The following is a 15,206-nucleotide window of genomic DNA, read 5'->3' as shown; positions in this document are numbered from 1 at the left end:
ATATATAATGTATAGTAAAGACGAATTGAAGAACCTGAAACTGGAATTCTGGGAAAGCTTCGCCGCATTTTGCGAAGTCCAACCCAATCTGAGAGGGCGTAAGAAGATATGGACGCTCTATGATACGAAGGTGAAAGGGGTGGAGTTGAAGTTTGATGCGAACCGTAAAGGTGCTTATGTGATCCTTGAAGTGAATCACAAGAGGGAAGATCTCCGGTTGGAAATGTTTGAACGCCTTACATGGTATAAGGAAACGCTCGAACAGGATTTTCCGGAAGGCTTGATCTGGGATATTTGTTTTGTGAGAGATACGGGAAAAGAAGTTGCCCGTATCTATATCGCTAAAAAAGGAATCGACTTTCACCGTAAACAGGATTGGGGAGAATTTTTTACTTTTATGGCGTCGCAGATGTATATTCTGGAACGTAACTTTATGTCGATAGCTGAATATTTGAGAGAGTAAAAAGAATATGGAACACATTCATACGATATGCAGGATTGCCGGAGTGGCAGCCGTTGGTCTGTTAACTGCCTGTGGCACACAACAGAGGGACGCTTTGTTGCAGGAGGCCGGAGTGAGCCGTGAACTGGCGCAGTTCAGAAAAGAGCATTTCGGACAGGTTAAATACAATCTGTTTTTCTCTATCCCGGAAACGAAGCGCGAACCGGTGAAAGGGAATGCAGAGATCCAGCTGTCTTTAAAGAAAAAGCAGCCGATCATCATCGACTTTCGTGGAGAAGCTTCGCAAGTGGCTTTAGTGCTGCTGAACGGTCAGCCGGTGCCCTATGAGGTTAAGAATGAGCATATCCTGATCCCTGCCGACCGAAGTATAGTCGGAGTAAATAAGATTACTGTCGATTTTATTCCAGCCGACCAGTCTTTGAACAGGAGGGACGAGTTCCTTTATACCTTGTTGGTTCCTGATCGGGCGCGGACGGCTTTCCCCTGTTTCGACCAGCCGGATATGAAGTCTCTGTTCACCTTGTCATTGGAAGTTCCGGGAGAATGGCAGGCAGTTTCGAACGGTGCTGTTGAAAGTACGGATACAACTTCAGTTCCCGGCCGTAAGATTATATCATTTAAAGAGACAGAGCCGTTAAGTACTTATCTGTTCGCCTTCACAGCCGGTAAATTCGTACGCGAAACGTATAACCGGGACGGAAGGGAAATCTCTTTATATCATCGGGAAACAGATCCGAAAAAGAAAGCCCAATGTCCGGAAATTGCATCGGAAGTATTCGATGCATTGACCTGGTTGGAGGATTATACCGATGTTCCGTATCCTTTTGCCAAATACGATCTGATAATCCTTCCCGGATTCCAGTTTGGCGGCATGGAGCATACCGGAGCCACCTTTTATACCGACCGCCGGATGTTCCTGAACGAGAATCCGACGTTGAACGAGCAGTTGAGCCGCAGTGCCCTGATCGCCCATGAGACTGCTCACATGTGGTTTGGGGATTATGTCACTATGCAGTGGTTTGACGATGTATGGACGAAAGAGGTTTTTGCCAATTATTTTGCTTCGCAGATCGTGGCTCCCCTTTATCCGAATGTGAATCATGCGTTGAATTTTATGCAGGATTATATTCCTCCGGCATACGCTGAAGACCGTACTGCCGGTGCGAATCCGATCAAGCAGGATCTGGACAATCTTCGCAACGCCGGTTTGGTTTATGGTAATATCATTTATGATAAATCGCCTGTTGTTCTTGAGATGTTGATTAAGAAAATGGGAAAAGAGCCGTTCCGTAAAGGTATTCAGGAATATTTAAAAACTTATGCGTACGGGAATGCCACCTGGGATGGCCTGATCGAAATTCTGGATAAACAGACAGATGACGATCTGGCAACCTGGAGCCATATCTGGGTTAATGAGAAAGGCATGCCGGAAATCACTTCTTCTATCGTTGGCGACAGTCTGGTGGTGACTCAAACCGATCCTTTTAACCGGGGGCTTCACTGGCCGCAGGATTTGTCTTATCTGATCGTCCCAAAAACAGGGGAACCGGAGGAGATTTCCGTTTCATTCGGAAGAAATTCGGATTTCACCCGGGAGAAACTGAAAATACATCCGGAAGAGGGTTGTTTCATTATTCCGAATATAGATGGAAAAGGATATGGATTTTTCCGTTTGAATGAAGCCGATGCCCGGGCGTGTGCCGCTTATCTTCCTGGTTGCGATAATGAGTTATTGAGAGGTTCGATATTGATCACTTTGTACGAGAATCTGTTGAATCAGGCAATCACTCCGGATTTCTTTATGGAAACGATGCTGAATTATCTGCCACAGGAAAATAACTCGTTATTATTTTCCGCAGCTTTGGGCTATATCGGAAATTGTCAGCGTTTGTATCCGACAGAAACGGAATTATTGGAAAAGACTTTATGGCAGATTGTAACGACATCTTCTGTCCCGCAGCATCGATTGCAGGCTTTCCGTTCCTATCGTTCTTTGGCAAAATCGCCGGAAGCAATCGCTACATTATATAATATATGGAAAAAAGAACAGGCTCCGGCAGGTTGTTCGTTGAGTGAGAACGATTATATCAATCTGTCTTATACACTGGCACTTTGTTTACCGGAGCAGGCGGACGATATTGTCGGCATTCAGCAATCCCGCATCACAAATCCCGACCGGAAGCGGGAATATGCTTTTATTTCGCCTTCTGTTTCTCCTCATAAGGAGGTGCGTGATAGTGTTTTTGCTTCTTTGCTGATAGCGGATAATCGTCGTGTCGAGCCCTGGGCTTCCGCTGCGTTGGCCAATTTAAATCACCATTCACGGCAGAAAGAAGCTATTGCATATATCCGCCCGGCTTTGGAAGCGATGCAGGAAGTGCAGCGAACCGGCGATATCTTTTTCCCGACAGCCTGGGTGCGTGCTTTGCTATCCGGACATACATCGCCTGAAGCAAGAGCGGAAGTCGATGCTTTCTTCGCCGCTAATCAGGATTATCCGAAGATGCTGGCAAACAAAATACGGCAACAAGCCGATCATTTATATAGAATTAAACACTAATGAAGTATGGGATGGATTTATTTATTGCTGGGTGGTCTTTTTGAAATGGGATGGCCCGTCGGTATGAAACTGGCGCAAACAACGGGATCGCGTTTTCTTTATCTTTCGGTGGCTGTTATCTCAATGGCACTGAGCGGGTATTTTTTATATCTGGCACAACGGACGATACCGATAGGGACTGCTTATGTGGTGTGGACTGGAATAGGTGCTGTAGGCACCTTGCTGATCGGGATCTTTATTTTCGGTGACTCGACAGGTTTATGGCGTATCCTGTCCGCTATGTTGGTCGTGATAGGTATTATAGGCATCAAACTGGCTTCCTAGAAAAAAAGTAAGCTTATTTGCTAATCTTTTGATAGATTTATTTGCAGTTTCAATTATTATTGTAACTTTGCGGCATCAATAAAATAAAAAATGAAAATAAGAGTATCACATCACCATCATCATCATTACAGCGGGCAGTAGTTCGGTGGGCTGATTGGTGTGTAGATACGCATAATATTAATAATAAGGCTTGCCGTCATTCGGTAAGCCTTATTTTGTTTTCGGAAAGTATATAATTATTAAAACAAAGATAAACATGTTACGAATTGCAGTACAATCGAAAGGTCGTTTATACGACGAGACAATGCTATTATTGGAAGAAGCGGGTATCAAACTGAACAGAGGCAAACGTATTTTGCTGTTATCGGCAAAGGGGTTTCCGGTAGAGGTTTTATTCCTTCGTGATGATGATATACCTCAGTCTGTGGCTAATGGAGTAGCAGATATAGGTATTGTCGGTGAGAATGAGTATGTAGAAAAAGGGGGAGAGGCTCGTCTGGTTAAACGATTGGGCTTCAGTAAATGCCGTGTATCGCTGGCTATTCCTAAAGATGAAGATTACCAGGGTGTGGAATGGTTTGAAGGAAAGACTATTGCTACTTCCTATCCGGAAATACTGAAAGCTTACCTGAAAGAAAAAGGTGTAAAGGCAGATTGCCATGTGATCAGTGGTTCGGTTGAAATTGCTCCGGGTATCGGTCTGGCGGATGCTATCTTTGATATAGTAAGTTCAGGTAGTACGTTGGTAAGTAACCGCTTGAAGGAAGTTGAAGTCGTAATGCAGAGCGAAGCGCTTCTGATAGCGAACAATAACTTGTCGGAAGAGAAATTGGCTATTCTCGACGAACTGCTGTTTCGCTTCGAAGCCATACAGGTGGCGGAAGGTAAGAAATATGTATTATTGAATGCACCGAAAAGTAAACTGGATGAAATTATCGAAGTATTGCCCGGTATGAAAAGCCCGACGGTAACACCTCTTGCTAATGGCGATTGGGTTTCTGTTCAGTCTGTTATCGCAGAAAAACATTTCTGGGAAATTATTGGCAAGTTGAAATCTTTGGGTGCTGAAGGTATTTTGGTTATTCCGATCGAGAAAATGATTCTTTAAGTTATGGAAGTAATTAAATATCCGTCGAGAGAAGACTGGGCGTCATTGGCAAAACGGCCGGCATTGGATGTTACGACTTTATTCGATACAGTCCGTACCGTATTGGACGAGGTGCGCCTGGAAGGTGATACTGCGGTTAAACGGTATGAAGAGAAATTCGATAAGGTTCGTCTGGCCGATCTTCAGGTTTCGGAAGCAGAGATACAGGAAGCCCGTGAACTTGTTTCTGAAGATCTGAAACAAGCTATCCGTACGGCCAAAAATAATATTGAAAAGTTTCATGCTTCCCAACGTTTCACCGGACAAAAAGTGGAAACGACATCAGGTGTGACCTGTTGGCAAAAGGCAGTTGCGATCGAAAAGGTTGGATTATATATTCCGGGAGGGACAGCACCTTTGTTCTCGACCGTCTTAATGTTAGCGGTTCCGGCACATATCGCAGGATGTAAGGAGATTGTGTTATGTACGCCTCCCAATAAAGAAGGTAAAGTACATCCGGCAATCCTGTTTGCCGCAGAGACGGCCGGCGTTAGTAAAATATTTAAATCCGGTGGAATACAAGCTATTGCCGCTATGGCATACGGAACGGAGTCTGTTCCCAAGGTTTATAAAATATTTGGCCCCGGAAATCAATATGTAACAGCAGCCAAACAGCTTGTAAGTTTGAAAGATGTTGCAATCGATATGCCCGCAGGCCCTTCTGAAGTGGAAGTAATTGCTGACGAAACGGCTAATCCGGACTTTATTGCCGCTGATTTCCTTTCGCAGGCTGAACACGGAGCCGACAGCCAAGCCATATTGGTTACCTCTTGTGAAGGTATTGTCGCACCAGTGATTAAGGCTATCCAGGAACAATTATCGAAATTATCCCGTAAGGAGATAACAGAAAAAGCTTTGGAACACAGCCGCATAATCGTCCTGAAGGATGAACTGGAAATAATAGACTTTACAAACGCGTATGCTCCGGAACATTTGATCATTCAGACAGCAAATTATTCCCATATTGCCGGACAGATTGAAAATGCAGGCAGTGTATTTATGGGGCCTTATACGCCGGAAAGTGCAGGTGATTATGCTTCCGGAACAAATCATACTTTACCGACCAACGGCTATGCTAAAGCATATAGTGGTGTAAACCTGGACAGCTTTATCAAAAAAATAACTTTTCAGGAGATCACAGCCGAAGGTATTAAGAATTTGGGTGGAACAATTCAGATCATGGCCGCTGGCGAACAGCTGGATGCCCACCGTAATGCAGTAACTATTAGATTGAATACAATATGATGGATTTAAAAGACCTGGTAAGACCCAATATTTGGGAGTTGAAACCGTATTCTTCAGCAAGAGACGAGTTTCATGGAAGTGCATCTGTCTTTTTGGATGCTAACGAGAATCCTTATAACGAACCTTATAATCGTTATCCCGATCCGTTGCAATGGGAACTGAAAGACCGTATTGCCGAGTTGAAAGATGTAGACCGTAATTCAATCTTTCTGGGGAATGGAAGTGATGAACCGATCGACCTTGTTATCCGTGCATTTTGTGATCCGGCGGTCGATTGTATCGTCAGTATCACGCCCACTTACGGAATGTATGAAGTGGCAGCCAATGTGAATGACGTGGAGTTCAGAAAAGTCACATTGACTCCCGATTTCGAACTCGATGCGGATAAATTACTGGCAGAGGTGGACGAATGGGTGAAAATCATCTTCCTTTGTTCACCTAATAATCCGACAGGGAACAGCCTGAACCGGGATGAGATTTATAAAATACTGAACAACTTCGAAGGGATTGTCATATTGGATGAAGCTTATATCGATTTCTCGGAAGAACCTTCATTCCTGCCTGAACTGAAGAAATTCCCGAACCTGATCATTTTACAGACGCTTTCCAAAGCGTGGGGAGCCGCGGGTATTCGTTTGGGTATGGCATTCGCCTCTCCGGAAATTGTTGCTATCCTCAATAAGATTAAATATCCTTACAATGTTAATGTCCTGACACAGGAGCGTGCATTGGATATATTGAATAATGAAACAGAAATGTTGAGACAACTGCGTAGCATCATGTCTGAGCGTATCCGTTTACAGGCTGCATTGCCGGAACTTTCTGTTGTAAACAAAATGTATCCGACCGATGCCAACTTCATTCTTGTCGATGTAGGCAAAGCGGATTCGGTATATAATAAATTAGTTAAGAAAGGCGTTATTGTACGTAACAGAAATAATGTAACTTTGTGCCACGGTTGCCTGCGCATAACTGTTGGTACACCTGAAGAAAACGATGCATTATTGAAAGCATTAAAAAGCATATAAGCATGAAAAGAGCCCTCTTTATAGACAGGGACGGAACATTGGTGATAGAACCGCCGGTAGATTATCAATTGGATAGTCTGGAAAAACTGGAGTTCTATCCCAAAGTATTCCGTAACTTATATTTCATACGTAAACAGTTGGATTTTGAGTTTGTCATGGTGACGAACCAGGATGGACTGGGTACGGCTTCTTTTCCGGAAGATACTTTCTGGCCGGCTCATAACAAGATGTTGAAGGCCTTGGAAGGAGAGGGGATTGTCTTTGATGATATCCTGATCGACCGTTCCTTCCCTGAAGATAATTCTCCTAATCGTAAGCCGCGTACCGGTATGATGGGTAACTATCTGAGCGGCGAATACGATCTGGCAAACAGTTATGTGATTGGCGATCGCCTGACGGATATGGAGCTGGCAGTCAACCTCGGAGCTAAAGGGATCTGGTTGCATCCTTCAGATGAAGAAGCAGAAAAATTGCTGGCAGAGAATCCTTCTATTTCTCCTGTTTTAATCACGGAGGATTGGGATAAAGTGACAGAATATCTTTTTGCCGGTGAACGCCGTGCTGTTGTGCAGCGTACAACAAAGGAAACAGATATATATGTTGAGATCAATCTGGACGGAACCGGAAAAACTGAAATCTCAACCGGATTAGGCTTTTTTGACCATATGCTGGATCAGATAGGAAAACATTCCGGTGTCGATTTGGTTATACGTGTAAAAGGTGACTTGAACGTAGACGAACATCATACGATCGAAGATACGGCTATTGCCCTTGGGGAGGCTTTATTAAAAGCCCTTGGCGATAAACGAGGTATTGAGCGATACGGTTATTCTCTGCCGATGGATGATTGCCTTTGCAGCGTAGCTCTCGATTTCGGAGGACGTCCCTGGCTGGTTTGGGATGCTGAGTTCAATCGTGAAATGGTAGGTGATATGCCTACTGAAATGTTTCTCCACTTCTTTAAAAGTCTGAGTGATGCGGCACGTATGAATCTGAACATCAAAGCAGAGGGAGCCAATGAGCATCACAAGATAGAAGGAATCTTCAAGGCATTGGCGCGGTCTGTGAAAATGGCCATTCGCCGTGATATTTATAAATATGAATTGCCTAGTACAAAAGGCGTCTTATAAAAAAAGAGTATATGAAATACTGGTTAATAGCCGCTGTCGCAATCATACTGGCAGCATGTAATGATGATATTGAACATAAGCTGGAAGGCAAATGGCAGTTGCAGCAGGTGGAAGTAGATGGGGAAGTGATACTGGCTGATACGGTGTTTTATAACTTTCAAAACGTTTTGTTTATGTATCAGGTGTATATTCCTGATTCTAGTAAATATCTATCGCAGTATGGTTTCAATACTTTGGGAGAAGATAATCAGCTGATGCTCGAATTTGCTCACGATCCTCGCCCGGCAGATCGATTCCTGCCTTTTACTGATTGGAAGTCATATAAGCGAACATTCACTATCGAAGAATCCAATAGAAAACATTTAATTCTAAATAGCGAAGGGAAGAGATATACTTTCAGAAAGTTCTGATAATACTTTTGGGTTTAAAAAAATAGTAGCGATCGCGGTTTTTTTCATCATTTGATCAAAAAAATGAAAGAAACTGTGAACGCTTTTATTTTTTGATCGAAAAAATGAAATTGTCTCTGGATTCTTTTACTTTTTGAATGAAAAAATGAAATTGTTTGCGTGCGCGATCATTTTTTGACCAAAAAAATGATATTGTTTGGTGATTCTATCATTTTTTCGGTCAAAAAGCGTTCTTGCAGTTAGTCTCCGCTAACCAGATCGGCAAAAGAAGCATTCGTTTCACGAACGAGATCGGCCGGGGCCAGTAAAACCTGCAATCCACGTTGTCCGGCGCTGATATAGATATTATCGAATTGTTCGGCACTGAAATGGATGTAAGTAGGGAAATGTTTCTTCATCCCGATAGGGGAGCAACCTCCCCGTATATAACCTGTAAGAGGCAGTAATTCTTTCACCGGGATCATTTCACATTTTTTATTTCCGGAAACTTTAGCCGCCTTTTTCAAATCCACTTCGTCTGCTCCGGGGATTACACAGACGAAATAGCCACTTTTATCTCCATGAAGGATCAGTGTTTTGAATACTTGTTCTACGTTTTCACCCAATTGCTCTGCAACATGGATGGCACTCAAATCGTTTTCATCCACTTCGTATGGAACCAATTGATAAGGCACTTTCGCTTTATCTAAAAGTCTGGCCACATTTGTTTTATTGATCTTCATCTTATAACCCTTTCATCGATAGTTGAACCCGTTTACGAACCAGATCCACACTCATTACTTTTACTTTCACATGCTGATGGATAGACACGACCTGTGTCGGATCACTGACAAAACGATCGGCCAGTTCTGAAATATGAACCAATCCGTTTTCTTTGATACCAACATCCACAAAGCAGCCGAAATTGGTAATGTTAGTTACAATACCCGGCAAAATCATCCCTTCTTTCAAATCATTGATTGTCTTTACGGTAGGATCGAAAGAGAATACCTGTATCGTTTCACGCGGATCTCTTCCCGGTTTATCCAGTTCTTCCATTATATCCAGCAAGGTCGGCATACCGACTTTCTCCGTGATATATTTCTTGAGATCCAGTTTCTTCTTCAGTTCTTTATTGGTAATCAGTTCCTCCACGGTGCACTTCAGATCTTTAGCCATCTGTTCGACGATCGGATAGCTTTCCGGGTGAACGGCAGAATTATCCAAAGGTGTTTTCCCATTCTGTATGCGTAGAAATCCGGCACTTTGTTCAAAGGCCTTTTCTCCCATGCGCGGTACTTTCATTAGTTCGCGTCTCGACAGGAAAGGGCCGTGCTCTGCCCGATAATCCACTATATTTTGCGCCAGAGTAGGGCCTAACCCGGATATATAAGTAAGCAGATGCTTGCTCGCCGTATTCACATTCACACCCACCATATTTACGCAACTTTCAACGGTTTGATCCAGGCTTTTCTTTAAAGCTCCTTGTTCAACATCATGTTGATATTGCCCGACACCGATACTTTTCGGATCGATCTTTACCAGTTCGGCCAGCGGATCCATCAACCGGCGTCCGATGCTGACAGCCCCGCGCACAGTTACATCGTATTCAGGGAATTCCTCTCTCGCTATTTTGGATGCAGAATAAATGGAAGCCCCGTTTTCGCTGACTACAAATACCTGCACTTTCCTGTCATAACGGATATTGGTAATGAATTGTTCCGTTTCGCGACTGGCTGTACCGTTACCGATGGCAATCGCATCGATGGCATAGGTGGCAACCAATTGAGATACCTTTGCGGCAGCTTTGCTTTTCTCATTCTGTGGTGGATGGGGATAGATAGCCTCATTATGAAGCAGATTACCCTGTGCATCCAGACAAACAAGCTTACATCCGGTTCGATACCCCGGATCTACTCCCAGTACACGTTTTTGTCCCAATGGCGGAGCCAGTAGAAGCTGTCGCAGGTTCTCTGCAAAGACGCGGATCGCTTCTTCATCCGCTTTGGCTTTACTGAGGTTGGCATACTCTGTTTCGATAGAAGGCTTGAGTAACCGCTTAAAAGAATCGTCTACCGCGTCGGCAACCTGATCGGAAACTTCGCTTCGGCCTTTTACGAAACGTCTTTTCAGTCGATCGAGGGTGGTGTCCGTATCAGGAGAAATGCTGACCCTTAGAATTCCTTCCGCTTCTCCACGACGAAGAGCCAGCAAACGGTGGGAACTGCATCGACTCAACGGTTCACTGAAATCAAAATAATCGCGGTATTTAGCCCCTTCTTCCTCTTTCCCTTTTATCACTTTAGCGGAGATAACGCCTGTATGAGCAAAAGAATTACGTACGGCATTGCGAGCCCCTTCGTTTTCATTTACCCATTCGGCAATGATGTCACGTGCTCCCTGTAACGCTTCAGCAGCATTTTTTACTTCACCTTTGATAAAGCTCTTCACCCGGCCTAACAGATCATGTTCGTTTTGTATCATGATGATCTTTGCAAGTGGTTCCAGCCCTTTTTTTCGGGCTATTTCAGCTTTTGTCACCCGCTTTGGCTTATATGGAAGATAGATGTCTTCTATTTCTGTACTATCCCACGACTCTTCGATACGTTTCTTTAATTCGGGAGTCAGTTTCCCTTGTTCTTCGATAGAGGATAAAATACTTTCTTTTCTCTTTTTCAGCTCGGTTAATTTATCCAGCAAGTCTTTGATATTACCTATCTGAACTTCATCCAGTCCTCCGGTCACTTCTTTTCGGTAACGGCTGATAAAAGGAATTGTAGCCCCTTCTCCCAGCAATCCGATCGTCCGTTCCACTTGTCCGGCCGGAATATTTAAAGAATGGGAGATGATTGTATGAAATGATGTTGTCATATTTATATTCTCTCTGTTTAATGCCTACAAAGATAATCTTTTGCCGATTATTTTACTTTCCTCTTTGAATTCTTTCTTTTATTATTTGCTACTCTCGTTTATTTTCAAGACTTTTGTGAACACATAAACATTAAGTCCCTAAAGCTGTATGATACCAGTAGATTCAGATGCTGATGCATTGGAGCAAAAATATAAAGATCTATCCGGATTGTTGTCGAATATAGTAAATTCGGTACCAATGTATTTTTTTGTAAAGGATACGGGAGATGATTTCCGTTATGTGTACTCCAGTCCGATGATGAACCAGATTTACGGTCGTTTTCATAATGATGTTGTAGGAAGAACGGACTTCGATTTGTTTATTGATCCGGTGGTTGCACAGCGTTTTCGGGATATGGATGAGATAGTGCTTCGTTCCGGTAAAATGCAACGTTATGTTGAACAGATGCTTGACCCCAGGGGAGAACTTCGTTCGATGGATACGATGAAACTGCTTGTCCCGCGGGAAGGAAAATCTCCTTATCTATTGGGTATGTCATGGGATATAACCAAGCAACGTAAAATAGAAGATGAATTACACGAAAACAATAAGAGACTGGCTCTTTCCTGTATGGCCGGACGCATATACCCGTGGATATGGGATGTGGTGAATGAAACAGCTGAATTATCCTTGGTAAAAGACGGAGAGATGGTTCATTCCTATATTTCCCACGAAAGTTTTACGGAAAAGATACATCCTGCCGATCAACAGATGTATCGGGATGTAGTCAATGCTTTTGCCCGCGGGGAGATAGATTCCCTGAAACTGAGTTTTCGTTGTAAATACTTTTCAGACGAATATGTCTGGCTTGAAAAGATAGGGGAAGTATATGAAGCCGGAGAAGACGGTAAACCGCTTAAAGCAATCGGTATTTTAAGAGATATAACAGTCGATAAACGGCATGAAGCAGATGTACAGGCCAAACGGCTGGCGGAAGAAAGCGATCGTATGAAATCGGCTTTTATTGCCAATATGAGCCATGAGATCCGTACACCGTTAAATGCCATTGTCGGTTTTTCTACATTAATGGCTCAGGTCGAGACTCAGGAGGAAAAACAAGAATACCTGAAGATCATTGAATCAAGTAATGATTTTCTGTTACAGCTTATCAATGACATTCTCGACATATCTAAAATAGAATCCGGTAAACTGGAGTTTATATATACGAAATTTAGCCTGAACGATATCTTCAAGCCTCAGGAACATGCCTTTACATTGAGGGCTGATCCCGGAGTAAAAGTAATTTTTGAAAATGATGGTAGTAACTATAGCATTATTTCCGAGAAAACAAGGCTAACCCAGGTATTGACTAACTTTCTATCCAATGCCATAAAGTTTACTTCATCCGGCTCTATCCGGTTTGGCTATAAACTCTCGAAGAATGGTATCCATGCCTATGTCACCGATACGGGAACAGGAATCAGGAAAGATGCTCAGGCAACAATTTTCGACCGGTTTGTCAAGCTCGATAAATTTAAACAAGGTACGGGACTTGGCCTGTCGATCTGTAAGACGATTATAACCATGCTGAATGGGGAGATCGGAGTGGAGTCTGAAGAAGGTTCCGGATCTACATTCTGGTTTACAATCCCCTGTAATCCGATTAAGGTTAATTAATCTCAGGTAACTGGATTGTTGCTGAGGCAAGGCGCTTTAGTTCCTCTTGATCATGAGATGTGAAAATAATGGTTTGTCCGTTTGTTGTTTGTCGCATAAGTATCCGGTCTATAATATGAAGGGTTAATGCTTTATCCAGGCCTTTAAAAGGTTCGTCCAACAACATTATTCCCGAAGGGAAAGCCAGAGCACGGGCTAAAGCGACACGTTGTTGTTGGCCGTAACTAAGTTCTTCCGGATATCGCTTTGCTAACGTTTCCATTTCTACTAATTTCAGTGCCTCTATTGCTTTTGTCTCAGAATGGAGTTTATCGTAAACAGAAGCCAACGGAAGGCATATATTTTGTAATATGGTTAAATGGGATAATAACTCCGGCTCCTGAAATACGTTTGACAGATTCTGCTCTTTTTCGATATCTATTATGCCGTCGGCAGGTTTAAGTGAACCGTTAATTAAGTTCAGCAATGTTGTTTTTCCTGTACCGGACGGTGCTTCTATACCATAAATAGTACCAGGCTCAAAAGTATAGGAAAAATGAGATAGAACATCTGCTTTGCCATATTGAAAAGTGATGTCTGTTATTTTTATGGGAGAAGAGGGTTTCGTATTTGTAGTGAAATTTGTTTTACTGAATAGTATTTTCCAATCTACGGATGCTAGTTTACTAATCCCTTTATCAAACAAAAAACTAATCAGAACAGCAACAATTGTCCATGCTACCAGTTCCGGAACGGCAATAAAATTCTGTGCCCGTTTCATTTCACCTCCAATTCCGAAGGTACATTGGGAAAGAACTTCCCCCATAATGATTGCCCGCCAACCGAAACCGACCGCAGATGCCAGTCCACTGAATAAAAAAGGCTTTAACTGCGGATAAATAACCTGCATCAATTTATTTCTTCTGTTTATTTTAAACTGATCAGCCATAAGGGACAGTCCGGGACGAAGGTTTATTATACCTTTTGTCAGATTCTCCGTCAAGAGGGGAAACATAGTCAGGAAAGCGATCATCAACGGGATGCTTTCAGGGTTGAGGAAGATCAAGGCCAGCAGGATGAAGGAGATCACCGGAACCGATCTCATAACCGTTAATAGCGGTCTGAAAAGCTCGTAAAGCAACGCGTAACGTGCAAATAAAAAGGCAGAGAGCAAGGCGATTACTAAAGATACCAGTATACCTGATATCCCACGGAGAATTGTTGCAAATATATTCTGATAGAATGATCCAGTTCCGAATAACCGGATCAGCGTCTTTAAAAGATCTGGAACAGAGGGTATCAATTCCGGCTGATCCATATAAGAAGCAATCAGTTGCCAGAGAAGCAACAGAAGACATACTGATATAAATGAAATCAATCCTTTTTTCATTATTTACCTGATATAAAAGTATTATCCGGAATTTTACCTCCTATGGCTTTCGGTTCGTATTGTTCTATCAGGCGTAAGAAATCCAGAATACTTTCTTTCGTTTCTTCGGCTGGTAAATATTTAATACGGCATCTTTCAATACTTTCCGGAGTCAGTGAGCCCGGAGCAAATATTTTCCGGCTTTCAAGAATATGTATCGTTTGCTCCGGATGGTGCAAAGCGAACTGACTGGATTCATTTAACAGGCTGTCCAGTATTATCCTTTTATTGCTTAGCGAAGGTGTACAGACGATTGCTGTCTGGGCAAATCCGGGAGAAGAACTGTCGGGGTTATTCAGATTTGACTCAATGTGTATCGTACTATCTTTCTTTAGGGCAACGCTTAGAAATGGTTCAGCCAGTACAGCCCTGTGAACCTGGCCGCTAAGCAATCCCTGTGTTATTTCAAGAGGCGTAGCAAAGGAATAATTCAGGGAATAAGATATCCCTTTCTGCTGTAAATAATAACGGGTCAGGATATCGGGAGTTGTTCCCGCACCGAAAACATGTAAAGAATTTGTTTCCGGTAATTGGTTATTATTTCCTTTCTTGCTGACAATATAAAGGTTTCCCCAGACAGGACAGCCTAATAAAGAGTATTTCAAGCCTTTGTTATACAAATTCGCAGCATTGATCATAGGAAGGGCAGCCAATTCGGTTTCCCCTTTTATCAGCAACGCCTGCATTTGTTCCGGAGAGTCTACAATATTAATAGATAACCGTTTTCCTTCTATTTCCGGAGAATCCTCGATCATTTTAGCAAATGCAATAACAGAAGGCCCGCGGAGAACGGATACATGAATGACATTATTATCCTTTTTGCTATTATTACAACTGCATAAAACCAAAAGAAGTAAACAAAAGTATCTGATCATCTTTTTTCTTGCAAAGGTAGGAATTTAGGATCAATAGTAATAGAAAAATGATTAACTATCGGGATAGGGAAGGGCTATAAACAATTAAAGCCTGTCTCACGACAAGCCC

13 protein-coding genes are annotated in these 15,206 nt (G+C 42.8%); 9 read left to right on the top strand and 4 right to left on the bottom strand.

The features are described 5' to 3' along the window. Window positions 1-7: 7 nt before the first annotated feature. From HMPREF1212_RS11845 to HMPREF1212_RS11810, 8 genes are all read left to right on the top strand, one after another. Window positions 8-463 (top strand): DUF4268 domain-containing protein, encoded by a 456-nt coding sequence (locus tag HMPREF1212_RS11845; protein ID WP_046149485.1) that lies wholly within the window; start codon window positions 8-10, stop codon window positions 461-463. Window positions 464-470: 7 nt separating this feature from the next. After that, entirely contained in the window at window positions 471-3,023 is a 2,553-nt protein-coding gene (locus HMPREF1212_RS11840) for a M1 family metallopeptidase (protein ID WP_046149484.1), read from the top strand. 6 nt (window positions 3,024-3,029) lie between these two features. Beyond that, window positions 3,030-3,347, top strand: a complete 318-nt coding sequence (locus HMPREF1212_RS11835) for a DMT family transporter (protein ID WP_028729427.1) — start codon at window positions 3,030-3,032, stop codon at window positions 3,345-3,347. A gap of 256 nt (window positions 3,348-3,603) precedes the next feature. Further along, complete coding sequence (hisG, locus tag HMPREF1212_RS11830; RefSeq protein ID WP_028729426.1) at window positions 3,604-4,455, top strand: ATP phosphoribosyltransferase; 852 nt, start codon at window positions 3,604-3,606, stop codon at window positions 4,453-4,455. Between the two features lie 3 nt (window positions 4,456-4,458). Then, on the top strand, window positions 4,459-5,739 hold the full coding sequence (gene hisD / locus HMPREF1212_RS11825) for a histidinol dehydrogenase (RefSeq protein WP_046149483.1): 1,281 nt from the start codon (window positions 4,459-4,461) through the stop codon (window positions 5,737-5,739). Then, complete coding sequence (gene hisC / locus HMPREF1212_RS11820; RefSeq protein ID WP_028729424.1) at window positions 5,736-6,767, top strand: histidinol-phosphate transaminase; 1,032 nt, start codon at window positions 5,736-5,738, stop codon at window positions 6,765-6,767. Before hisD ends, hisC begins: the two co-directional genes overlap by 4 nt. 2 nt (window positions 6,768-6,769) lie before the next feature. Further along, window positions 6,770-7,897 (top strand): bifunctional histidinol-phosphatase/imidazoleglycerol-phosphate dehydratase HisB, encoded by a 1,128-nt coding sequence (gene hisB, locus HMPREF1212_RS11815; protein WP_046149482.1) that lies wholly within the window; start codon window positions 6,770-6,772, stop codon window positions 7,895-7,897. Between the two features lie 11 nt (window positions 7,898-7,908). Then, window positions 7,909-8,307: a lipocalin-like domain-containing protein gene (locus HMPREF1212_RS11810; protein ID WP_028729422.1), complete on the top strand. Its 399-nt coding sequence runs from the start codon at window positions 7,909-7,911 to the stop codon at window positions 8,305-8,307. A 239-nt stretch (window positions 8,308-8,546) separates the two neighbouring features. Here HMPREF1212_RS11810 and ybaK read toward each other — a convergent pair whose 3' ends face one another. Further along, window positions 8,547-9,029: a Cys-tRNA(Pro) deacylase gene (ybaK, locus tag HMPREF1212_RS11805; RefSeq protein ID WP_046149481.1), complete on the bottom strand. Its 483-nt coding sequence runs from the start codon at window positions 9,027-9,029 to the stop codon at window positions 8,547-8,549. A gap of 1 nt (window position 9,030) precedes the next feature. Continuing rightward, a complete protein-coding gene (locus HMPREF1212_RS11800; protein ID WP_046149480.1) occupies window positions 9,031-11,157 on the bottom strand; it encodes a Tex family protein in 2,127 nt (708 codons plus the stop codon). Between the two features lie 148 nt (window positions 11,158-11,305). Between HMPREF1212_RS11800 and HMPREF1212_RS11795 the strand changes: the two genes are divergently transcribed. Next, on the top strand, window positions 11,306-12,814 hold the full coding sequence (locus HMPREF1212_RS11795) for a PAS domain-containing sensor histidine kinase (RefSeq protein ID WP_028729419.1): 1,509 nt from the start codon (window positions 11,306-11,308) through the stop codon (window positions 12,812-12,814). On the opposite strand, the gene HMPREF1212_RS11790 is transcribed toward HMPREF1212_RS11795, so the two are convergent. Together HMPREF1212_RS11790 and HMPREF1212_RS11785 are read right to left on the bottom strand one after the other, a co-directional pair. Continuing rightward, window positions 12,807-14,183, bottom strand: coding sequence for an ATP-binding cassette domain-containing protein (locus HMPREF1212_RS11790; RefSeq protein WP_046149479.1), 1,377 nt, complete (start codon window positions 14,181-14,183; stop codon window positions 12,807-12,809). The two genes, HMPREF1212_RS11795 and HMPREF1212_RS11790, sit on opposite strands and share 8 nt — an antisense overlap. Then, window positions 14,183-15,097 carry a substrate-binding domain-containing protein gene (locus HMPREF1212_RS11785; protein ID WP_046149478.1) on the bottom strand — a complete coding sequence of 305 codons (915 nt, stop codon included), beginning with the start codon at window positions 15,095-15,097 and terminating at the stop codon, window positions 14,183-14,185. The genes HMPREF1212_RS11790 and HMPREF1212_RS11785 overlap by 1 nt, the downstream gene beginning before the upstream one ends. Window positions 15,098-15,206 lie beyond the last annotated feature (109 nt).

Origin of the sequence: Parabacteroides sp. HGS0025, assembly GCF_000969845.1 — a bacterium.
GTDB lineage: Bacteria > Bacteroidota > Bacteroidia > Bacteroidales > Tannerellaceae > Parabacteroides > Parabacteroides gordonii.
The sequence above is the reverse complement of the archived record's forward strand: the minus strand, read 5'-3'. Positions and strand labels throughout refer to the sequence as shown.